Raw genomic sequence first — 22,111 nt, 5'->3', positions numbered from 1 at the left:
AATTAGTTCGATTTATAGAGTTCGATTAATTCTTCTTCCGTAATCTTCAACAGTTTCGCAGTCTGGAAGAATTTGGGAGCTTCTACCTGGATGAAATTTTCCTTCTTTTCCTTGAGGATGATCTGAATGGCATTTTCAGCTACAAATAGGCCAAGTCCTCTTTTATTGAAAATAATTTCATCTTGCTGGAGCTTGTCATATGCTCTCATGACGGTATTGGGGTTTACTTCCACAGAGGAGGCAAAGTCCCGGACAGAGAGGATCTTCTCTCCGACCTGCCATTCATCTTTAAGGATTTTCTCCATGACGATGTCGATGATCTGCAGGTATATGGGTTTATCTGATTGAAACTGCATCTAGACCTCCTTTTCCTTTAAAAAATAATAAAAACCGATATAGGTAATTAAGGCAGCCACATAGGTCGGTACCCAGCTGTAGAAGGTCATATAGGATAGGTTGGAAATATTATACGAATACCCATCCCAGATCCTAGAACTGATAAAAACTCCCAAAGCCACTCCTGTGAGCAAAATCGCAGCTGAAATAACTAGGCTGTATTTTCTGAAATATAGTGCAGCAAATAAAAAGTAGGGGTAAAATAAGAAGAACAATAAGGCCATCGGAGCAGATATGATCGTGAAGCTGCCGTTATAAAAGATGCTGTATTTTGATATTTCAGTGTAGAGTTTGCCCTGGCGGTCTAATGCCGCTATAACCTCATCCCAATACTGTTGCCTGAAATATATTTCAATGATATAATTGAGACCAAGGATAATGAGGTAATTATAGAAGAGAATGAATAGCCCGATCAATAGGTAAGCAGTTAGTTTCTGCCAGGAATTCATCGGAATAGTGAAATCATAACTTTTATAGAATTGGTTGGAAATAAAGGTTAAATGAATGAAAGGCAACCCTACAATCAATGCAACGCTCCATCTGATATTAGTGCTGTCAACAAGATTGATTAACATATTGTCATTGATTTCGGTTTTAGGCGACAACAAGTAGGTTGATAGGTCATTGCTAATAAATATCAAGCATATGGAATAGGATATGATGGCAATAACTGGAATCGAAATCAACAAGTATCGATGCGAAGCAAAAATGCTGTTTAGATATTGGGAAACTGTCTTCATAATTCTATTGGTTTAGGGTTGTTGGTAAAAGCATTAAAGAGGAATTCAATGTCCAATTTGGATTCGGATTCTGAATGGTTATGCACTAAATAATAAGATCCAGAAAGTTCTTCCTGTACATAAAGCGCCTGTTCAGCATCTGCAGTTGATTTGCTGACCTTGAGTTTTTTGGATAATTGATAGATGTTTTCATCTAAAACCAGGCTTCCACTTTTCATGATCATCAAATGATCAAATAATACATCTACATCACGGATTTGATGGGTTGCAATCAGGAAGATTCGGTCTTCATTGATAAACTTGCTGAGTAATTTTCTGAAGACTGCCTTAGAAGGGATATCCAATCCATTGGTTGGTTCGTCCATCAACAGGACCGAACTGTTGCAGGCTAATGCAAAAGAAAGATGGACCTTACGGTGCTGTCCTAATGAAAGTGCTCTAAGCCTATTGCTGATCGGGATATTAAACTCCTTGATACAGTCCAAATACTGTTGATGGTCGTACTTGCTGTAGAACGCACCATACAGTTTTCCGAATTGTTCGATCCCAAGATCAGGTAATTTGCTGTAATCTGGGAGAAAATAAACCTCATTGAAATATTCGGCGATCCGTTCTGAACTGAAATGTCCTTTGAATTCGATGCTTCCATCCTTTGGTATCAACATGCCGACGATAAGCTTCAGTAAAGTGGTCTTGCCCTCACCGTTTAACCCCAATAAGCCATATATGCTTCCGGGTTTTAAAGTTGTGTTTATATTCCAAAGAATATTCTTGTTCGGTTTATAATAATACGATAATGATTTAATGGTTAACATAGAGTATTGTTTTAGTGTATTAATGTGGTAGTACACTACAAATATACAATCGTATTTATGATCTGCAAGAAAAAAGTGAAAATATTTTGAGTGATAAGGTTGTAGCGTAGAGGGGATTGCAGAAAAAATGGGCAGAATTCTCATTCTGCCCATTTTTATATTTTTTGCTCAAATTGCTTATTGTGCTGGAGCTGGAGTTTTATCTACGACTAATTTTTTGTCGCGGTTAGCGATTTCCCAAGCTGTATGGAAAACTAGTTTTTCGCGTTTAGCCATCATTGGGAAGTCGATTTTATCCACGGTATCATTTGGTGTATGATAGTCTGGGTGTAATCCTGAGAAGAAGAAAATCACTGGAATACCATGTTTGGCCAAGTTGTATTGGTCAGAGCGGTAATAGATACGCATAGGATCCTTAGGATCATCATACATGTAATCTAATTCCATTTGCGTGTAGTCATTATTGGCTTTCTCATTGATGGCCTTCAATTCCGAACTCAACATATCTGATCCAATAGCATGGATGTAATTGTGGTTTCCGTTCAAGTGCTTATCATCTATACGACCGATCATATCCATATTCAAACAGGTTACTGTGTTGCTCAATGGGAAGATCGGGTGCTGAGAGTAATAATTTGATCCTAATAGACCTTTCTCCTCCGCAGCAAATGCCATGAACAGGATTGTCCTTCTAGGACCTTTGCCATCTTTTTTTGCTGCTGCGAAAGCTCTAGCCAATTCCATAACACCTACAGTTCCTGAACCGTTGTCATCTGCACCTGGGAAGAATGTGCCATCAGGAAGGATTCCGTCATGGTCATAGTGTCCAGAGATAATCACAACTTCATCTTTAAGGTCGGTTCCTTCGATTAAACCTAGTACGTTAGGGTCATGGAATTCCTCTTTCTTAACGCCCATGGTAGCATCTACTGATGCTTTAACATCAAATGAATTTGCTTTTCCTGTATTATTGATCGATTCTTTGACTTTTTCTACAGTAGTGTTTTTAGCTGCTAAGATTTGATTGGCAGTTTCCACAGTAATGTTTGCTACTGGGATATCCATGCTAGGTTGGTTGGTCTGGGTTTCATTAGATTTTAATGAAAAGCGACCTCCTGTCAAACGGTTTCCAAAACGGCTGATCATTTCTGCATTCTGAGAACTAACTGCCAAGATCATCTGTGGCTTAAGTTTGCTCAGTTCCTGGATTCTTTTGAAACGGCTTGTTGACCAATCAGAAGGTGTGGAAGTTCCAGAAATCAAAGAATTGCCGTCTTTGGTCGGTTCTCCTTCGTTGATGACCAATACCACTTTACCTGCAATATCCAAACCTTTAAGGTCATTGTATTTATCAGATTGGATACCGTAGCCTACGAAAACGATATCAGAAGCCTTGAAGTCTCTACTGTTGTTGTTGCCTTGGATAAATAGGTCCTTTCCATTTTCCAATGCTTTGTTGTTGATGCTGAATTTATCAACGATATAGGATGTTCTTTCCAATGCTACAGGTTGGAAATAAGAACCATTTACTGCTGGTGTTAAGCCTAATTCTTTGAATACATTTGCAATGTATTCAACAGTTTTTTTACCGCCTTCTTGCCCAGTTCCACGTCCTTCAAACTCGCGGGAAGCAAGAATGGTCAGGTGTTTTTTAGCCGACTCTTCGGTTAAGAGGTCAGCATATTTCTTTTGATTTGCTTGTTGAGCTACCGAACAGCTAAAAAGCGACGGTATCAAAAAAGAAAGAATAAGTAATTTTTTCATTATCGATTTTAAATTGGTTATGCACAAGAAATTTTGTTCACACGGTTAGCATGACGGCCACCTTCGAAGTCTGTTGTCAAGAAGGTGCGAACAATACGTTTTGCTAGGTCAAGATCAATAAAACGAGCTGGAATACAAACGATATTTGCATCATTGTGTTGACGAGCTAGGGCTGAAATTTCCTCCAACCAGCAAATTGCAGCACGAATGCCTTGATGTTTGTTAGCTGTAATGGCAACTCCGTTTGCACTGCCACAGATCAAGATGCCTAACTCATTTTCTTTGCTCTCTACACTTGAAGATACAGGATGTGCAAAATCTGGATAGTCAACAGAATCTGCAGTAGCAGGACCGAAATCCTGAACAGTATAACCTAATTCATTTAAGAATGTGATTAATGCTGTTTTATATTCAAACCCAGCGTGATCACTGCCAATTGCGATTTTTTTAGACATGATGTATTATTTTGTATTATAAAATTCTTTTTCTGCAAGTTCCTTCGCTTTTTTAACATTCGCCGAAACCATGATGCTCAATTCGTATAAGATAAACATTGGAGCACTTACCGTCAATAACGTGATAACATCCGCTGTAGGGGTGATGATAGCTGCAATGACCAAGATGATCACAATGGCATATCTACGGCTAGCACGCATAAACTCTGGGGTCATGATTCCTATCTTAGATAGGATAAAGATCAGGATAGGAAGCAAGAAGATGATTCCACAACCTAGTGTTAAAGTCGCAATGGTCGATAGATAAGAGTCTATTGTAATCTGGTTCGTGATTTCATCACTTAATGATACGTTTGCAAGGAAGTTAACCGACAAAGGAACCACGATATAGTAGCCGAATAACGCGCCTATCACGAAGAGCACTGTGGCGTAGAACACAAAACCTCTAGCCGATTTTCTTTCAACATCGGTCAAAGCCGGTTTAATGAATAACCAGATTTCGAATAGGAGGTAAGGGAAGCCCAATGCAACAGCCATCAATAGACAGGAGTTGATCTGAAGCATAAACTGACCCGCCAATTCCGTATTGATGATATTGAAAGGAATCTTCTCTACACAGAAACCTTCCAGGTTCAAGGCCGCCCCAACCTTACACATCATTCTATAGGTCCAGAAGTCCAAGTTCTTCGGTCCCATGATGATCTGATTGAAAACAAAATCGTAAAATGTAAATGAAAGGATCGCAAATACGGTAATAGCAATTACAGAACGGATGATGTGCCACCTTAGGATTTCCAAATGATCGAAGAAGGACATTTCAGCCTCGATGTTCTTTCCTTTATTCTTGATTGCCTCTATGAGTTTGATATTCTTGGACATGTAGTTTTAATGCGGTGATCTAATCGTAAGAAAACAAAAATACCATTCTTCTCTCGAAGAATGGCATGTTTTGTATATGTAAAGTAAATTTTATACAACCTCCTCATCAGGATACTCCGTAAGGTCGAAAGTTTCCATGAATTTAGTCGTGAAATTACCTGCCCTAAAGTTCGGGTCACGCATTAAACGAAGGTGAAGTGGAATGGTTGTTTTTACGCCTTCAATTACGAATTCACTTAACGCACGCTCCATCGTATTGATAGCCTCTTCACGAGTTTGGGCTACACAAATCAATTTCGCGATCATGGAATCGTAGTTAGGAGGGATAGTATATCCTGAATAAACATGCGTATCTACACGCACACCATGACCCCCTGGTGAGTGGAAGTTGGTAATTTTACCTGGTGACGGACGGAAGTTGTTGAACGGATCTTCCGCATTGATACGACATTCGATTGCATGCATGGTTGGCTCGTAGCTCTTACCAGAGATCGGAATACCTGCTGCAACCTTAATCTGTTCTTTGATCAAGTCGAAGTTGATTACCTCTTCAGTAACTGGGTGCTCTACTTGGATTCGTGTGTTCATTTCCATAAAGTAGAAGTTGCGGTGTTTGTCAACCAAGAACTCGATTGTTCCAGCACCTTCATATTTTACAGCTTTGGCACCTAAGATAGCAGCTTCACCCATTTTAGCGCGCAATTCTGGCGTAATGAATGGAGATGGAGCCTCTTCAACTAATTTTTGGTGTCTCCTTTGGATAGAACAGTCACGCTCAGAAAGGTGACATACTGTTCCATATTGGTCACCGATTACCTGGATTTCAATATGGCGAGGATCCTCAACATATTTCTCTAGGTACAAACCGTCGTTTCCGAAGGCAGCACCAGACTCTTGACGAGCAGAATCCCAAGCATTTTCAAAGTCTTCATCTTTCCAAATGATACGCATTCCTCTACCACCACCGCCGGCAGTAGCTTTAAGGATGACAGGGTAACCCATATCTTTTGCAATTTGCAAACCAGTTTTTACATCTGGCAACAAACCTTCAGAACCTGGGATAGTCGGAACACCAGCTTTCTTCATGGTCTCTTTGGCAGATGCTTTGTCTCCCATTTTTTCAATCTGTTCCGCTGTAGCACCGATGAATTTGATGCCGTACTCAGCACAGATAGCAGAAAATTTAGCGTTTTCGGATAAGAAACCATATCCAGGGTGGATTGCATCAGCATTTGTAAGTTCTGCTGCAGCAATGATATTTGGAATATTTAAATAGGAATCTTTACTAGCAGGAGGGCCGATACAAACAGCTTCATCCGCAAAGCGAACGTGTAAACTATCACGGTCAGCAGTTGAATAAACTGCAACACTTTGAATACCCATCTCTTTACAAGTACGGATAATTCGAAGTGCAATTTCACCTCTATTTGCAATTAATATTTTTTTGAACATAATACTCTTTGATGTAACACTTTATCTCTTAGCACAATAAAAAAAGTTTCTGGAATTACTCCAAAAACTAACTAGGGTCTACTAAGAATAAAGGTTGGTCGTATTCTACAGGTTGAGCATCATTTACTAAAATCTTCACGATTTTACCTGATACTTCAGATTCGATTTCATTGAACAACTTCATTGCCTCAACGATACAGATAACCTTTCCAGGTGTAACATCATCACCTACATTCACAAATGATGCTTTGTCTGGTCCTGGAGAACGGTAAAATGTTCCGATAATTGGAGACTTAATAGTGATATATTTTGAGCTTTCATCAGCAGCAGGTGCCTGAGCTGCAGGGGCAGCAGCAACTGGTGCCGGAGCCGCAACTGGAGCAACTGCTTGAGCAACCTGAGGTGCTGGAAGTGTTGCCGTTACGTAAGTAGGCTCTTGATTAGTCTTTATCGTAATTTTAAAATCTTTCTCTTCGATCGATACTTCATTCACGCCCGATTTGGAAACGAATTTGATAAGATCTTGAATTTGTTTAATATCCATACTCATATGCTAGTAGGTTTGTTTAATAATTTTAAAAAATAAATAGCTATAAAGGTAATAATAAAATGCAGATTAATACGCCCATCTTAAATAAATAGAGCCCCAAGTAAACCCGCCGCCAAATGCTGCTAAGATTAGGTTGTCTCCTTTTTTAAGCTGGCTTTCCCATTCCCATAAACACAATGGAATGGTGCCACTGGTAGTATTACCGTATTTTTGAATGTTTACCATTACTTTTTCCTCAGGTAGTCCAGCACGTTCTGCTGTTGCATCGATGATACGCTTGTTCGCCTGATGAGGAACTAACCAATTAACATCTTCCGAGGTCAATTTGTTTCTCTCCATCACTTCAACAGCTACATCAGCCATATTGGTCACGGCAAATTTAAATACTGTACGTCCTTCTTGGTAAGCGTAATGAAGGCCAGCGTCTACCGTTTCATGAGTCGCCGGGTTCAACGAACCACCGCCTTTAATGTTCAGGAACTGTCCGCCAGATCCGTCTGTTTTTAATACAGCGTCGATCAGGCCATTTCCTTCTTCATTTGGTTCCAGTAATACTGCTCCACATCCGTCTCCGAATAGGATACAGGTATTTCTGTCTTTATAATTGACTACTGATGACATCTTATCGCCACCAACAACCAATACTTTTTTGTGTTTTCCAGATTCAATGAATTGAGCTCCCGTGGTCAATCCGAATAGAAATCCCGAACAAGCTGCTTGAAGATCAAAACCCCAAGCTTTTTTAGCTCCAATTTTGTCTGCCAAGATATTTGCTGTAGCAGGGAATAACATATCCGGCGTACTGGTACAGAAGATTATTAGGTCGATATCTTCAGCAGAAATCCCTCTTTTCTCCAATAGGCCATTTACTGCTGGCACGGCCAGGTCAGAAGTAGCTTTTGTTGGATCTTTTAATATTCTTCGCTCACGGATTCCTGTGCGGGTTACGATCCATTCGTCGTTAGTGTCTACCATTGTTTCCAACTCCTTGTTGGTCAGGATGTAGTCCGGAACGTAACCATGTACTGCAGTAATAGCTGCGTGAATTTTAGACATATATTTTAGTTAAATGCAGATTTGATCCTCTCAATGAATTTTGAGGCGATCATATCTCTCGACAATAATACCATATTTTTTATAGCCTTCGGCGTTGAAATTCCGTGGCCAATGATTACAGGGGCATTTACCCCTAAAATTGGGCTGCCGCCATATTGCTCGTAATTGAACCTGTCAAAGAATTGGTCCTTGAAACCTTTCTTCAGAGTAACTACATAAAATGATTCAGCTAGCTTCAGTACTACATTTCCAGTGTAGCCATCACAAACTATTACATCGGCATGATCACTGAATAGATCACGGCCTTCTGCATTTCCAATAAAATTAATCTTGTTGTTTTCTTTTAAAAGAGGGTAGGTTGCGATGGTTAGGTTGTTTCCTTTTTCTTCTTCTTCACCAATATTTAGCAAGCCAACTTTTGGTGAGGATATGCCGTAAACATGTTCTGCATACAGGCTTCCAAGGATAGCAAATTGGTTCAGCATTTCCGGCTTACAGTCTGCATTGGCCCCTACGTCCAACAAGATACCAAAGCCATCCTTAAGCTTCGGTACATTGGTCGCAATGGCAGGACGCAATACGCCTGTAATGGTCTTTACGCTGAACATGGCACCTACCAGCATAGCGCCAGTATTGCCTGCTGAAGAGAAAGAATCAATCTCTCCGTTTTTCAATAAGTCAAATCCCTTGGCTATAGAAGAGTTAGGCTTTTGGCTGATTGCTTTTGTGGGATGTTCGTGCATACCGATGTTCTCAGGTGCATGAACATAGTCAAATTTTGAGGGGTCAGATCCAGCTTCGGTAATAGCGTTTCTAATGGCTTCCTCATCACCAAATAGAACAATCCGTTGCGAATCGTCCAGCTGTTTTTGAGCTTCAATCGCTCCTTTGATATTAGAATCAGGAGCAAAATCCCCTCCCAACACGTCTAATCCAATCTTCATTCGTTATTATTTATATTATTCAATAATACGCAAAAAACATCCCAAGTGAAAGTTAATAATATAAAATATTATACTTTTTTGGGATGTTTTTAAGAAAGATGTCGTTAGACAGCAGCGGTGTTCTCAATAATTAATTTACCGTTGTAGTATAAGTTACCGTCTACTGTGTATGCGTGGTGAGGTCTGTGCACCGCGCCAGTTTCTTTACAAACAGTTAAGCTAGGTAATTCAGCTTTATAGTGTGTTCTTCTCTTGTCTCTTCTAGATTTAGAAGTTTTACGTTTTGGATGTGCCATCTCGTATCTTTTGTTTTAGTTATTTTTAATATTCTTCAATGCTTCCCAACGAGGGTCAATGTTTTCATTGTCCTCCTCAGACGAGCTTTCTTCTTCATTTTGTATCCTGTTCAACATCTCCGGGTCACATGCTATCCCTTCTCCGTTTTCATTACACTTAGGATAGGGAGGGACTGCCACATTGATGTATTCATACAGCAACGGAGCGATGTCCAATTCATAGTCGTTCTTGGATAAGGTGATCACTTCTTCCGTGTCCTCATTCCAATCTTCATCGCTGAATTTTACCAAAGCACGTTCCTTGATGTGAACTGGGGAATCAAAGGTCGATAGACAAACATCGCAAGTCAGTTTTATGGTGCCTTGAATGTCGAAATTAGCTATCAACATGTTCTCCTGTTTCTGCAAGTCGACAACCGCTTTTAGATTGCCTTCCTGTAGCAAGGAATGATCGTAACATGCAAAGAACTTCTCGTCGATTTCAAAGTCAAAACTGTGCTTACCTGTTGAAAGACCTGAAAATGGTATTCTGTATTTTTTTAGATACTTCACAATCTTGCATTTGAGCCTGCAAAAGTAACGATTAAATAAGTATAAATGAAATTTATTTTAAAAAATCGTCTAGGCTATTCGTAATAATTTTTTCCTAATTCAATTTTCGGACGGTCGTTCGCCATCCGCCATTTATTGGTGTCGCGCAATGAATAGGCACAACCGCAATATTCCTGCATGTAAAACCTTTCTTTCTTGCTGATTTCCAACATTCTCGCCGAACCACCTTTCTTGCGCCAGTTGAAAGTCCAATATTCCATGTTCGGATATCGCGAAGCAGCTCTTACACCACAGTCGTTGATCTGGCTCATCGTTTTCCAACGTGAGATTCCCAATGAACTAGAGATCACATCAAAACCATTTTGGGCCGCATATTCCGCTGTTTTCTCAAATCGCATGTCAAAACACATCGTACAGCGAATGCCCCTTTCAGGTTCATGCTCCATGCCTTTTGCCAACTCAAACCAATGATCAACATCGTAATCGGCATCAATGAATGGAATATTGTGCTTCTCAGCAAATCGGATATTCTCCTCCTTCCTTAGATCGTACTCCTTCCGTGGATGAATGTTAGGATTATAGAAATAGATCGTGAAATCTATATTTGAAGCAATCAATGCCTCCATTACCTCACCAGAACAGGGAGCACAGCAGGAGTGAAGCAAAAGCTTTTTCCCTTCGTTGGGCAATTCCAACTTCTCTCTTACAAATTCTTTGGTCTCCATTGCTTTATTATCTATTCTGCAATTTTACGGAAATACATCTATTTAACCAACTTTAACAATCTTAAAGCCCTGAGAGCTCGCCTTCAAACGATTATTTTATACATTTGTAATATAATTGATTATTTTATGAAACTGAAGTACTTATTCGCTCTCCTCGCCATCGCCACCCTCATTGGATTTTATTCCTGTGAAAAAGACGATGATGAACCACCCGCAAGCAACTCGATTTCAAGACTCTATATATCTTACTCTGATTTTAACGAAAACCCTGATTTAACGCAATTCAACAATGTTGTGCTATTGCCTAATTCAGATGATGAAGAAAATATGGGCCTTCGTGCCACTCCCTTTTTATCAAATGTAAAGGGAGGGAATACCATCTATTTCAATCCTAGTGCAAGACTCATTTTCCAATCTTCAATTAATACAACGGTTACAGATACTTTCGTTTATAAGCTTAATATCGGTGAAACAGGAGCTTTGAGCAATGACAACAATAGAATTCGTCAAGGCCTGTTAAGAGATGTCCGAGGTTTAGTATTCCATCCAAGTCTGGATAAATTGTATACCATTTCCAATGGTGGCGGAACACCGGCCTACTATGTATTCGACAGACCTAGAGGATTATCGGAATTCAGGAAACCTGGACAGACCTATCATTTCAAAAACGAAATTGTACCTTGGGATGTGACCATTGTCAAAAGTGGATTGGTGGTAAGTAAATCTGGTACGAACGGAGGAGTTGAAATTTACGACAATCTAGTTATCTCCCGAGATTCAATAGTCCAATCGGTCGAACCTTCCAAGATACTGACGGTCTCAGATGCAGTTAATATCCGTGGAATGTCGGTTGATACAGTGAACAATATGCTAGCTCTGACAGATTTTGTACAGACTGGAACAGGAGCATCAGCCACATACGAGGGAAGAATCCTGATCTTTGATGATTATGCGAAAATTAGTGCCGCAACTGGTGCCATTAGCCCAACACGTATCATTAAAGGGGTAAATACCAAGTTAAAACAACCAGTGGATGTAGAACTTGATTTCAGAAAGGACAGCAAATATATCTATGTTGCTGATCCAATTTCAAAAGCAGTTTATCGATTCTTAAAGACAGACAATGGAGATGTTGCGCCAAATGCAACTTATCAATATCAGCAACCTGGTAGAGCCGAAGCTTCGGTTCCAAGAGGAATATCCCTGGATGCTCGGAATTAAATAAGAAAAATATTGAATTTATATAGGAAGACGGGGTTAATTAATCTCGTCTTCTTCGATTAAGGTCAGCAGGGTTTCCACTTCAAATTTCTTTTCTGCATTATCAACATGCTCATAGGCTGCGATCAGGTTCCTCAAAACCCTTTTTATGATCGCGATATTATCGCAGGGAAGGGTATAGTTATCAGAAAGAGGTAGGTTCAATTGTCTCAAGAAAGCATAGATATCTTCTTCCCGCATGATCTGTCCACGGTTGAAAACATTGATGTAGAATTGGACCTTATCCTGATTCTCCCCGTCTACATAGGCCAAAACAAAATGTTTGGGAAGATTGACCCCATAGATTGGAATGTCTAGCTTCTGGGCCACCAATGCATAGATACAGGCCAAACTGATCGGATTTCCCTTTTTTGTTTCCAGCACCTTATGGATAAAGGAATTTTGCGGATCATGATAGTTAGAGGTGTTTCCAGAGAGACCAAATTCCCGGAAAAGGATATTGTTGAGCAGTTTCACTTTCTCCACCGGACTCATATCATACATCAGATGGTACCACGCATTTCTGCGCAGTTCCGCCAGTTGGTAATAAACCTGTTCTTCATGAAGATTGGGATATTGATAGCGGTTGATGATCAGCAGGCCTTCCAAGAGGTCCTCGGAGTTGTTGAGTTTCCAAAGTTGAAGGTCATTCTTGACCTGGTCATATTGGATTTTATGAATGATGTTTTCAATCCTGCTTTGTGAAAGCGGGTCAAAAGAAGATTCCCACGAGTGTTCCAATAAAGGTATAACCTCAGGCCCACATGTGATTAGTTTGTGCTCTATCTCTTGAAAAATCTCCCGGTCGGGGTCATCCAAAAGATAGATGAGTGCCTTAATTTCTTTTTCATTCACAATGAAATTTACGAAATAAAAGGCAATCCCAAAAATCCTTCAGCAAATTGTTATTTTAATTGACCATCCAACATATTGATGATGGACTTGCCGTATTCTGCATTCTTCTCAGAGTGAGTCACTTGTATGATGGTCATGCCGTCATCGTTCAGTTGTTTGAACAGCTCCATGATTTCTTCACCTTGTTTCGAATTCAGGTTTCCCGTAGGCTCATCGGCCAACAACAATCTTGGCGATCCTGCCAATGCCCTCGCAATGCCCACCACTTGTTGCTGTCCACCAGAAAGTTGGGCCGGAAAAAGATCCTTCTTGCCCACGATGTTAAATCGATCCAACATATCGGATACAATGCTCTTCCGTTCTGAAGACGAAAGGTTCTTGTAGATCAATGGCGTTTCAATATTTTCATAAACAGTCAACTCATCAATCAAATGGTAAGATTGAAATACATATCCGATATGTGACTGAAACAATTGCGATCTCTTTTTCGCTTTCATGTTCAGCACATCTTCCCCCATAAAATTATAACTACCCTCATCTGGTTCATCCAGCATCCCAATAACATTCAATAAAGTCGATTTCCCAGACCCAGAAGGCCCCATAATGGAAACAAAATCCCCCTCGTTGATTTCCAGATTGATATCCTTTAAAATAAAGTTTTTGGCTCCACCAACATTGTACCACTTAAAAATGTGTTCTAATTTTATCATGTTTTTTTTATAGTATTTAGTATCAAGTATTTAGTATTTAGACCTTTCCTGCTCCACAGGACCGTCTTAATTCTTCCTATCCTTTCCAATCAGGTTAATATCTCAAATCTCACATCTCACATCTCAAATCCACTCAAAGGCAAAGCCCCTGAGTTACTCATCCCTCAAGCTATCCACCGGATTTTCATTGGCTGCCTTAATTGATTGAAAGCATACAGTAATAAATAACATAAACAATATGCTTAGAATGGCTAGACCAAAATACCAGAATTTTATCTCGATATGATAAGCAAAATTGTTAAGCCAGGATTCGATTAAAAGGTAAGAAATTGGCACTGCAATTACGGTCCCAATAATGAATATTTTAAAGAATGGCTTATTGAGCTGGAAAAAGATCGAAGCGATTGATGCCCCTAAGACCTTCCGTATGCTCATTTCTTTTCTTTTGATAGATATCTGGTATGCAGACATGCTAAACAAGCCTAGACAAGCAATAATAACAGCCAATAATGTAAATCCATTGAATGCCTTTTGCAGCTCTATCTGTTTCTTTTGCAGGCTAGCATAGCTTTGATCCATAAATTCATAATCCAAAGGCAATGATTCAGCAGAAGGGTTTTTCAACCATTCCTTTTCCATGGTTTTTATAGCAGCTTCAGTTTTTCCTTCCGCGGTTTTTACAATAAAAGCTGTTTTAAATCTACCTTTGCCACATTCATCCTTATAGGAGTAAATTGTTGGTTTCACTTTGTTTTCAAATCCATAGGCAATGCTGTTTTGCACAACCCCTACGATTTCAAAATTAGCATCACAACCAGCAATGGAAGCTCCAATCGGATTATCGAGATTCCATGCTTTTGCTGCAGCTTCATTAATGACAGCATAACGTTTGGTAGAATCCGTAATTAATTTGTCCATGGAGATATTGTTTCCACCAGTCAGGAAATTGATGTTTAATGTCTGGAAAAACTCAGGATCAATGCCCACATGATCCAAGTCCTGTTTTACAGTATTATACTTAAATTCAAATTGTGGCGGCAACTCTCTGGCTCCAGGGATAGTGGTTGCTCGCGAAGCGGAGACAATACTAGGGTCTTGTAGCAATCGCTGCTTGAAGTCATAAAAAGTCCCATCAACCTTATTGTCATAATACATTGCAACCCCGATAAAATTGATAACCTGGGAAGGCTCAAATCCTTTGTCAGAATCCTTCATGAAATTGACTTGCTGTCTTACGACAAACATGCCAGTTACAAATATGATCGCAATAATAAATTGGGCTATGGTTAGAATATTCCGAAGACGGTTATTCATACCAAAGGAAAGATTGTTACCCTTTAATAATCTCACAGAATTAAATCCAGATAACGAAAGCGCTGGATATATTCCTGATATCAAGGTGCAAACCAAAATACCAATCAGTAATTGACCCAGAGTTTGAATATTCAGGATATATCGCATCAGATCATCATTAAACCATTTCTGCAAGGAATTTCCAGTAATGATGAGCAATACAAAAGATAAGATTGCTGATAAAGTGGTTAGTACCAAGACCTCCAAGAGCATTTGTCGAATCAATGCAAATCTTGAGCTTCCCAAAATTTTCTTAATGGCTAACTCTTTCAGGCGCTGATTGGCTTTTGCCATCATCATATTGGCGAAATTGGCACATGCCAGGATCAAGATAGTGATTGATAGAACCCCAAGGATCCATACGATGAGGAAGTTCGTATTACTGCCAGCTTTTGGTTTCAAATATAGATTTTGAAGCGGATCCAAATAGACCTTGCCTTTAGCAAAGGCCGAACTTTGAATTCTTGCCTTCTTGGAAAATGTGTTGGTAAAGTGGTCATTTATTTTGCTGTTTAATTGCTCGATATCAGTACCTTTTTTTACTTGGATAAAGGTCTGAACTAGATAAGGGTTACCTTCTTCCTCCGTATCTATTTTTCGGATATAGAGGACATCGCCATCGATAATCGAAAGCTTTCTTTCTTGTGCCAATCCATAGAACGTATCATGGACCCCCATCGCAAGGCTGAGGGCAGGAACTTTCTTGGGTTCACTAAAATCTTGATATTCCTTAAAAAGCAATTTTGCAATCGGTTCCTTGATTAGGTTCGCCTCATTCTGCTCAGCATTCTTGTATAAGGGACCGTTCTTACTTTCGATTTGAAATATCCTAGCCAGCGAAGAGTCTATTGCCAGAGCTTTTTTGATATTGACTGTTGATTCTCCAAATAATGGATAAATTCCCCAAGTGAAATCTATCTTTCTTCCGGCATATTGTATTTCTGGAAAATTATCTTTCAGCGTCTGCGCCATCGAAGGTAGCATATCAACGCTGTATTCTCCATTGGCCTCCAGACCAACTTGATAAATTCGATCATAATTTGGATTCCATTTATCATAACTGCTTTCCCTATTGATAAACTGATAAGATAAAATAAACCCAGCAAATCCCAAGGTTAACCCAAGGATATTCAACAAGGAGAAACTTTTGTTATTCCATAGATTCCTCCATGCTATTTTCAAATCGTGCTCTATCATATCTTATGTTTAGTATTTAGTATCAAGTATTTAGTATTTAGACTTTTCCTGCTCCACAGGATCGTCTTAAATCATCCTATCCTTTCCAATCAGGTTAATATCTCATATCTCACATCTCACATCTCAAATCCAATCAAGGGCACAGCCCTTGAGTTACTCATCCCTCAAGCTATCCACCGGATTGGCCTTGGCCGCTTTCAAGGATTGGAAACTCATCGTCAAGAAGGCAATAACAACAGTAGCCAGTGCCGGAATTACAAACATCCACCAAGATATTTCAATTTTATAGGCAAAATCATCTAACCACTTATTGGACGCCCACCAAGCAATTGGTGAAGCAATCAAAATGGAAATTAAGACCAGCTTGATATAATCTTTTGAAAGCAAGCCAACGATTCCAGAAATGGAACTTCCCAATACTTTACGGATCCCTATTTCTTTCGTTCGTTGAGCGGTAGAAATAGTCACCAAACCAATTAACCCGAGGCAACTCAATAAGATGGTAACCCCTGTAGAAAGGTTGATGATTTTAGAAAACTTATGGTCCGCCTCGTACAGTTGACGGATATTCTCATCGTAAAATTTATAGGCAAATGGAGCATTTGGATATATATTCTTCCATTCTTTTTCGATTGTCTCCAAAGAAGATTTCCAAGTTTTTGGATCAGCATGTAGTTTGACGGATATGTATTGGAGCTGACCTCTAAATTTAGTAGTCAACATAGCTACCCCTTCTTTTTCGGTATGAAAAGATTTGCTGGTATAGTTTGAGGTAATACCTGTAATCGTTCTGTCCTTACCATAGGCACTTACGGCTTTTCCAATCGCTTCTTCAGGACTTTTGAAGCCCATTTCTTCGATAGCTAATTCATTTAGGATGATTCCTGAACTGGTATCTGCCAATGTCATATTTCTTCCGGCAAGCAACTTAATCCCATAAACATCTAAATAGTCTTTGTCTACAAACTTGAAAGGCACATTCACTTTCACTACTCCAGTGTCCGCTGTGGAAGAAACAAAGTTCCCCCAATGGTTATTGGACAATGGTAAATGGCCTAGGGCCACCCCAGCAACCTGACTAAGTTTTAACAAAGCATCCTTAAATACATAAGGGTCGACATCAGCATTTTGATCGACCTTATAAGGTAATTGCATTGTAATCAATGCTTGATGGTTAAACCCAAGGTCTGAAGTCATGGTATGTTTCATTTGCATCCCCATGATAAAGGTGGAAACAACAAAGCCCTGTGCAATGACAAATTGAAATATGATCAATACCTTTCTGATGGAAATGCTTCCAACCGATAATTTTCCAATTCCTTTCATCTTGATGACCTCAGAGATCTGAACCTTGTTGATCAGGTAAGCAGGATAAAGGCTCGAAGCAATGCTAATGAAAATGACTAAGCCTACTATGAAGATACTTACTGGCAAAATATCTGAAAATGAATTCAGGTTTGCTGGTAAATAAGAGGCAAATGCTTTTTCGAATATTTTGGTTAAGGGCCAAGATAGAAATAGAGCGAACAGACTAATGAAAAATGTTTCCAGCAAAAATGATTTGGTGACATCAAAAGGTTGTTCGCCTAATGTTTTGCGGATGCCAATTTCCTTGGCTCGATAAGGTACTTGAGCTGTAGTCAGATTGATATAGTTGATGGTCGCTAATAAGAGTAAAAATATTCCTATTCCGATGAATCCATAAACTACTTTAATATTCGAACTGTTCTGAAGGTTCTTGTCAAAATGTACATCGGCAAGAGGAGTTACACCAGCTCTGGCCTTGGTATTCATTTCAGCGAATTCCGTTTTGGCCATTTCATGGATTTTCTTGCTGACTTCTTTCACGAAGGCATCCCTATTGTTTGGCGACTTTAATTTAACAAATAAAGTGATATCAGACATAAAGGAAACCCAGAGGTCTGAATTCCAATTTCTGTCCGATATCTTTACAAATTCCTTTGCCAAAAAGCTACTTGGACTTTCCAGATCTTTTACGACTCCAGAAACAGAAAAGAGTGTCGTGTCATACATTAATGTTTTTCCAACAACTTCTTTGGGATCCATATTTGGGAAATATTGATTCGCCCTACTGCTGGTTAGTATGACCTCATCTGGGTGCTGTAAAGCTTTATTGGGATTTCCAGCCAACCATTCATAAGGAACCATTTTGAAATAATCACTCGTAGTTTCAATGATGTTCTCTTGATCTTCAATTGTAAAACTCTCCTTGGAGTCCGAACTGTTCCTGATTTTTGGATAATACCTCCTATTGACCGGAACCGAAAGCTCTACACTCGAAAGGTTCTCTTTAATATATCTGGCTAATGGAGTTGGAACCCCATCAAACCGATCAGTAGAACCTACCTCATCGAAAACCCCATATACCTTGAATATTTTCTCCCCTTCAGCATGGTTCTTGTCAAAACTCAATTCGTAGTTCACCAGCCTAAAAACGATCCAACAGGCACTGATCCCAATGGCCAAGCCTATAATATTCAGGAAGGTAAATAACTTATTCTTCCATAATTTCCTAAAAATCAAATTCAAGTTCTTCATAATCTTTGCTAAATCAAAAAGTAATTTATTTATTCGCTTTTATAACCTTTCCACTCTCTCAAATCTCAAATCCATTCAAGGGCAAAGCCCTTGAATAATCATTCATCCTTCAAACTGTCCACCGGATTTGCCCTTGCTGCCTTAAACGCCTGGCCTCCAATGGTCATAAATGAAATCATGAGGGTAATCAAACCAGCAGCAAAGAATATCCACCATTCAATATGGATATGGTAAACAAAGTTGCTGAGCCATTTATCCATGGCCCAATACCCTAATGGAATAGCAATTATAAATGCCAAGACTACCAATTTTATGAAATCAGAAGTCAATAGAGCCACCAGTTTACTTACCGAAGCACCCAACACCTTTCTGATACCAATCTCTTTAACGCGTTGCTGTGCTGTATAGGCAGATATTGCAAAGAGACCGATACAAGCAATTACTATGGTGACTAAGGCAAAGAGTTGCATAATCTTGGTGGTTTGTTGCTCTTGTTTGTAAAGTGCAGCATAATCATCATCCAAGAAATGATAATTAAAGGTGGTATTAGGTAATATTTTGTTAAAGGCTACCTGTATATCCTGTAAAGCTTGAGTCGTATTGGCACCTGCATTTATCTTTACAAAAACATTCCCAAAATAGCTGTATTCAGGAAATAACGCTACTGGTCGAACTTCTTCTTTCAATGAAGCAAAGTTGAAATTGTCTACCACTGCCTTCACAGGTCCCCTTCTTCCATTAATATTGACGGTCTTCCCGATTGCTTCCTCTGGAGTCCACCCAATTCTTTCTGCCGCCATTTTATTGATGATGATGGCTACAGATCGCGTAGCAGAAGTGTCCTTAGCTTTGATGATATCCGTTTCGTTCAATGGTTCCCCAGCGAGAATTGGAATTTCAAAAGTCGACAAAAAGTCTCGTTCGATCGGCAATGCCGTAATATCCATGTTGAAGTTTGGATTCTTGCCTTCAGAGGTTTCCAAAGAATAACCACCCTGCACATTGACAGGCGAATCATAAGAGGCCGAAATACTTTTGATGGATCCGATGTTCTTAAGTTCATTTTTCAAGTTTTCCACCCCTGTAGATTGTAATACGTCTCCATCCAAAACAACAATCTGAGAACGGTTCAGGCCAGTATCCATGGTCTGGATAAATTGCATCTGCCTATAGGCAAACAAAGTACAGATCACTAAAAATATCGAAATGCAATATTGGAAGGTTATCAAAATCTTGGCAATTGAAAACTTTGTCTTACTCGACTTTAGTTGACCCTTGATGACGCTGATAGGTTTGAATTGTGCAATGACCCATGCTGGCCAACCTGATGCAATAAAATTCAATACAACGAAGAAGGTTAATACAGCAAAATAGAAAGACGGATTTGACCATAGTTCGAGTTTCATGGGAACACCTAAATATACGCTGAATACAGGTAATAATATCCAAGCAAGCAGAAGCCCCAACAGTAAAGCTATTCCAACCATCATTCCACCTTCCACAATAAATTGATTGAAAATTCCCTTTTTGTGAGCACCAATGACTTTTCGAACGGCGATCTCTTTAGCCCTCTCCGTAGCATGGGCTAGGGATAGATTGGTAAAGTTTACCGCCGAGATCAGTAGGAGGGCAGCTGCTAAGAAGCCGAAGATATACAGGTACAATAGGTTTCCTGAACCAGCTGCTTTGGAATGTAAGTGCACTGTTTCTATGTTTTCAAGATTGATCTTAATGGTATAACCCGCATCATATTGCTCTTTCAGTTGATGCTTCATAAAGGCATCTACCTTTTCCTGTAATGCCTGCTGATTGACATTCGCTTTCAACAAAACAAAAGTGATGTCATTTGCTGATCCCCATTGAGGTTCTTGTTGGTATCTCTTCAAGCCTTTGTTTGATAGCAAAGCAGAAAACTTGATTTCGGTATAGGTTGGTAAATCCTCGATGACCGCTGTTATGGTCCAAGGTGATTTATCGATCATAATCGTTTTACCAATAGCATTTTCATTCGAAAAATACTTCTTAGCCAACGATTCAGTCAATACAATATCATTCGGATTCGATAGTGCAGCATTTACATTTCCTGAAAGGACCTTATAATCTAAGACTTTTAAAAAATCCTCATCCACATATTTTAGACCAGACTCTTTAATTGATTCCGAGCCATTTTCGATCAAGGCAGCATTATTGTAAGTATACATCCTGACGGCTTTCTCGATTTCAGGAAATTCCTTTGCAAAGACCGGAGCTACAGCCGTGGGAGTTACCCTCCAATAGGTGAATTCAGCATCTTCCGGAGATTTCACTGAAGAAGTAACCAGCGAAACCCGATCCGAATTGGATAGATATCGATCATAACTCAACTCATGGTAAACATAGGCCAACAACAATAAAAAACAGGTTATCCCCAATGCTAAACTGGCAATATTGATAATCGAAAAACCCTTGTTTTTGCGAATGTTCCGAAAAGCTATCTTTAGATTATTCATGCTAATATTGGTAATGTGTTTCCCTTCGAGTAAATGCCTAATTGCATTGAGCTATTTACCCGCTGAATTAAAATACAATACATTTGCCATTAATGTAAAGCATTGAAAAACAGATTAATGCAATTGTTTAGGGTGTTTGACATGTTCGATATCGAACGCTTTTTGTTCGGTACTGAACGGTTGCGGGATAATTGTCAGCAGACACAAGACACTGAAAAGAAGAAATTATTCAAAGGGGGTATTTCTTGAATAATTCCGTTATATCGCTCAATTGCCAATTTAACCCCTAAAGGGGTAGTACAGCGGACTAAATCTTTGCTAAAATATTTTCACCCCTACAGGGTGATAGGGGTCATATTTTTTAACACCTTGGAAAACCCCATTCGGGGTTTAATTATTTTAGAAAATGATAGAATTGAATGATTACCCCTTTAGGGGTTCAATCCGGATTCCGGTAGTTTAAGTGTCTAATACCAATTCAACCCCTAAAGGGGTAGTACAGCTAAAAAATCCTTGCTAAAATAATTTCACCCTTACAGGGTGATATGTGCACTATATTTTTAATACCTTGGAAAACCCCATTAGGGGTTTAATTATTTTAGAAAATGATGGAATTGAAGGATTACCCCTTTAGGGGTTCAATTATGGATTCCGGTAGATTATTGACCTATTATCCATTCAACCCTTAAAGGGGTAGTACAGCGGACTAAATCTTTGCTAAAATAATTTCACCCCTACAGGGTGATATGTGCATTTTATATTTTTATGATGGAAATAAGATATTATCAATCTTGGGGTCTTCCCAAATCTTGGCTGATCCTCTCATCCCGTACCCTGAGCTGCGTCGAAGGGCATCCTGGTTCAAATCCAAAATCTTGGCCCATCCTCCAATCCTTTCCATCCTGGTTCAAATCCAAAATCTTGGCCCATCCTCCAATCCTTTCCATCCTGGTTCAAATCCAAAATCTTGGCCCATCCTCCAATCCTTTCCATCCTGGTTCATTTCCAAATCTTGGCCCATCCTCCCATCCCTTTCATCCTGGTTCAAACTCTAACCCCTGTTA

20 protein-coding genes are annotated in these 22,111 nt (G+C 39.4%); 1 reads left to right on the top strand and 19 read right to left on the bottom strand.

The genetic code is table 11. The annotated features are described in order from the left end of the window. Window positions 1-2 precede the first annotated feature (2 nt). From NLF99_RS00865 to NLF99_RS00805, 13 genes are all read right to left on the bottom strand, one after another. Window positions 3-356: a GntR family transcriptional regulator gene (locus NLF99_RS00865; RefSeq protein WP_185215980.1), complete on the bottom strand. Its 354-nt coding sequence runs from the start codon at window positions 354-356 to the stop codon at window positions 3-5. After that, window positions 357-1,136 carry a hypothetical protein gene (locus NLF99_RS00860; RefSeq protein WP_254526420.1) on the bottom strand — a complete coding sequence of 260 codons (780 nt, stop codon included), beginning with the start codon at window positions 1,134-1,136 and terminating at the stop codon, window positions 357-359. Then, window positions 1,133-1,951 carry an ABC transporter ATP-binding protein gene (locus NLF99_RS00855; protein ID WP_254526419.1) on the bottom strand — a complete coding sequence of 273 codons (819 nt, stop codon included), beginning with the start codon at window positions 1,949-1,951 and terminating at the stop codon, window positions 1,133-1,135. Before NLF99_RS00855 ends, NLF99_RS00860 begins: the two co-directional genes overlap by 4 nt. Before the next feature lie 177 nt (window positions 1,952-2,128). Beyond that, the gene (locus NLF99_RS00850; protein ID WP_254526415.1) at window positions 2,129-3,715 is read right to left on the bottom strand and encodes a M28 family peptidase; all 1,587 of its coding nucleotides are present in this window, start codon (window positions 3,713-3,715) and stop codon (window positions 2,129-2,131) included. A 17-nt stretch (window positions 3,716-3,732) separates the two neighbouring features. Then, on the bottom strand, window positions 3,733-4,170 hold the full coding sequence (gene rpiB / locus NLF99_RS00845) for a ribose 5-phosphate isomerase B (protein ID WP_185211093.1): 438 nt from the start codon (window positions 4,168-4,170) through the stop codon (window positions 3,733-3,735). Window positions 4,171-4,176: 6 nt separating this feature from the next. Next, entirely contained in the window at window positions 4,177-5,049 is an 873-nt protein-coding gene (tatC, locus tag NLF99_RS00840; RefSeq protein ID WP_185211091.1) for a twin-arginine translocase subunit TatC, read from the bottom strand. Window positions 5,050-5,139: 90 nt separating this feature from the next. Continuing rightward, entirely contained in the window at window positions 5,140-6,501 is a 1,362-nt protein-coding gene (accC, locus tag NLF99_RS00835) for an acetyl-CoA carboxylase biotin carboxylase subunit (protein WP_185211089.1), read from the bottom strand. 67 nt (window positions 6,502-6,568) lie between these two features. After that, the gene (accB, locus tag NLF99_RS00830; RefSeq protein WP_185211087.1) at window positions 6,569-7,051 is read right to left on the bottom strand and encodes an acetyl-CoA carboxylase biotin carboxyl carrier protein; all 483 of its coding nucleotides are present in this window, start codon (window positions 7,049-7,051) and stop codon (window positions 6,569-6,571) included. A gap of 66 nt (window positions 7,052-7,117) precedes the next feature. Then, on the bottom strand, window positions 7,118-8,107 hold the full coding sequence (locus NLF99_RS00825) for a beta-ketoacyl-ACP synthase III (protein ID WP_185211085.1): 990 nt from the start codon (window positions 8,105-8,107) through the stop codon (window positions 7,118-7,120). A 5-nt stretch (window positions 8,108-8,112) separates the two neighbouring features. Then, entirely contained in the window at window positions 8,113-9,051 is a 939-nt protein-coding gene (gene plsX, locus NLF99_RS00820; protein WP_185211083.1) for a phosphate acyltransferase PlsX, read from the bottom strand. A gap of 104 nt (window positions 9,052-9,155) precedes the next feature. Continuing rightward, window positions 9,156-9,347 carry a 50S ribosomal protein L32 gene (gene rpmF / locus NLF99_RS00815; protein ID WP_093100719.1) on the bottom strand — a complete coding sequence of 64 codons (192 nt, stop codon included), beginning with the start codon at window positions 9,345-9,347 and terminating at the stop codon, window positions 9,156-9,158. A 15-nt stretch (window positions 9,348-9,362) separates the two neighbouring features. Beyond that, window positions 9,363-9,899 carry a DUF177 domain-containing protein gene (locus NLF99_RS00810; RefSeq protein WP_254526413.1) on the bottom strand — a complete coding sequence of 179 codons (537 nt, stop codon included), beginning with the start codon at window positions 9,897-9,899 and terminating at the stop codon, window positions 9,363-9,365. Window positions 9,900-9,973: 74 nt separating this feature from the next. Next, window positions 9,974-10,624, bottom strand: a complete 651-nt coding sequence (locus tag NLF99_RS00805) for an epoxyqueuosine reductase QueH (RefSeq protein WP_254526411.1) — start codon at window positions 10,622-10,624, stop codon at window positions 9,974-9,976. A 126-nt stretch (window positions 10,625-10,750) separates the two neighbouring features. Between NLF99_RS00805 and NLF99_RS00800 the strand changes: the two genes are divergently transcribed. After that, window positions 10,751-11,845 carry a hypothetical protein gene (locus NLF99_RS00800; RefSeq protein ID WP_254526409.1) on the top strand — a complete coding sequence of 365 codons (1,095 nt, stop codon included), beginning with the start codon at window positions 10,751-10,753 and terminating at the stop codon, window positions 11,843-11,845. A gap of 36 nt (window positions 11,846-11,881) precedes the next feature. On the opposite strand, the gene NLF99_RS00795 is transcribed toward NLF99_RS00800, so the two are convergent. The 6 genes from NLF99_RS00795 to NLF99_RS19655 all read right to left on the bottom strand — a co-directional run bounded on the left by NLF99_RS00795 (window position 11,882) and on the right by NLF99_RS19655 (window position 22,040). Further along, a complete protein-coding gene (locus NLF99_RS00795; protein WP_185211076.1) occupies window positions 11,882-12,739 on the bottom strand; it encodes a transglutaminase-like domain-containing protein in 858 nt (285 codons plus the stop codon). 50 nt (window positions 12,740-12,789) lie between these two features. Next, entirely contained in the window at window positions 12,790-13,449 is a 660-nt protein-coding gene (locus tag NLF99_RS00790) for an ABC transporter ATP-binding protein (RefSeq protein ID WP_185215986.1), read from the bottom strand. A 153-nt stretch (window positions 13,450-13,602) separates the two neighbouring features. Further along, window positions 13,603-15,999 carry an ABC transporter permease gene (locus tag NLF99_RS00785; RefSeq protein ID WP_254526408.1) on the bottom strand — a complete coding sequence of 799 codons (2,397 nt, stop codon included), beginning with the start codon at window positions 15,997-15,999 and terminating at the stop codon, window positions 13,603-13,605. A 153-nt stretch (window positions 16,000-16,152) separates the two neighbouring features. Beyond that, window positions 16,153-18,558: an ABC transporter permease gene (locus NLF99_RS00780; protein ID WP_254526406.1), complete on the bottom strand. Its 2,406-nt coding sequence runs from the start codon at window positions 18,556-18,558 to the stop codon at window positions 16,153-16,155. A 98-nt stretch (window positions 18,559-18,656) separates the two neighbouring features. After that, window positions 18,657-21,047 carry an ABC transporter permease gene (locus tag NLF99_RS00775; RefSeq protein WP_254526404.1) on the bottom strand — a complete coding sequence of 797 codons (2,391 nt, stop codon included), beginning with the start codon at window positions 21,045-21,047 and terminating at the stop codon, window positions 18,657-18,659. An 861-nt stretch (window positions 21,048-21,908) separates the two neighbouring features. Further along, on the bottom strand, window positions 21,909-22,040 hold the full coding sequence (locus NLF99_RS19655) for a hypothetical protein (RefSeq protein WP_302328285.1): 132 nt from the start codon (window positions 22,038-22,040) through the stop codon (window positions 21,909-21,911). Between the last annotated feature and the right edge of the window lie 71 nt (window positions 22,041-22,111).

This window comes from Sphingobacterium sp. LZ11T8, assembly GCF_024261425.1.
Lineage (GTDB): Bacteria > Bacteroidota > Bacteroidia > Sphingobacteriales > Sphingobacteriaceae > Sphingobacterium.
The sequence above is the reverse complement of the archived record's forward strand: the minus strand, read 5'-3'. Positions and strand labels throughout refer to the sequence as shown.

Coding starts and splice junctions, on each gene's coding strand:
- NLF99_RS00865 (WP_185215980.1), bottom strand. CDS start 356: ATGCAGTTTCAATCAGATAAACCCATATACCTGCAGATCATCGACATC.
- NLF99_RS00860 (WP_254526420.1), bottom strand. CDS start 1,136: ATGAAGACAGTTTCCCAATATCTAAACAGCATTTTTGCTTCGCATCGA.
- NLF99_RS00855 (WP_254526419.1), bottom strand. CDS start 1,951: ATGTTAACCATTAAATCATTATCGTATTATTATAAACCGAACAAGAAT.
- NLF99_RS00850 (WP_254526415.1), bottom strand. CDS start 3,715: ATGAAAAAATTACTTATTCTTTCTTTTTTGATACCGTCGCTTTTTAGC.
- rpiB (WP_185211093.1), bottom strand. CDS start 4,170: ATGTCTAAAAAAATCGCAATTGGCAGTGATCACGCTGGGTTTGAATAT.
- tatC (WP_185211091.1), bottom strand. CDS start 5,049: ATGTCCAAGAATATCAAACTCATAGAGGCAATCAAGAATAAAGGAAAG.
- accC (WP_185211089.1), bottom strand. CDS start 6,501: ATGTTCAAAAAAATATTAATTGCAAATAGAGGTGAAATTGCACTTCGA.
- accB (WP_185211087.1), bottom strand. CDS start 7,051: ATGAGTATGGATATTAAACAAATTCAAGATCTTATCAAATTCGTTTCC.
- NLF99_RS00825 (WP_185211085.1), bottom strand. CDS start 8,107: ATGTCTAAAATTCACGCAGCTATTACTGCAGTACATGGTTACGTTCCG.
- plsX (WP_185211083.1), bottom strand. CDS start 9,051: ATGAAGATTGGATTAGACGTGTTGGGAGGGGATTTTGCTCCTGATTCT.
- rpmF (WP_093100719.1), bottom strand. CDS start 9,347: ATGGCACATCCAAAACGTAAAACTTCTAAATCTAGAAGAGACAAGAGA.
- NLF99_RS00805 (WP_254526411.1), bottom strand. CDS start 10,624: ATGGAGACCAAAGAATTTGTAAGAGAGAAGTTGGAATTGCCCAACGAA.
- NLF99_RS00800 (WP_254526409.1), top strand. CDS start 10,751: ATGAAACTGAAGTACTTATTCGCTCTCCTCGCCATCGCCACCCTCATT.
- NLF99_RS00790 (WP_185215986.1), bottom strand. CDS start 13,449: ATGATAAAATTAGAACACATTTTTAAGTGGTACAATGTTGGTGGAGCC.
- NLF99_RS00785 (WP_254526408.1), bottom strand. CDS start 15,999: ATGATAGAGCACGATTTGAAAATAGCATGGAGGAATCTATGGAATAAC.
- NLF99_RS00780 (WP_254526406.1), bottom strand. CDS start 18,558: ATGAAGAACTTGAATTTGATTTTTAGGAAATTATGGAAGAATAAGTTA.
- NLF99_RS00775 (WP_254526404.1), bottom strand. CDS start 21,047: ATGAATAATCTAAAGATAGCTTTTCGGAACATTCGCAAAAACAAGGGT.
- NLF99_RS19655 (WP_302328285.1), bottom strand. CDS start 22,040: ATGGAAAGGATTGGAGGATGGGCCAAGATTTTGGATTTGAACCAGGAT.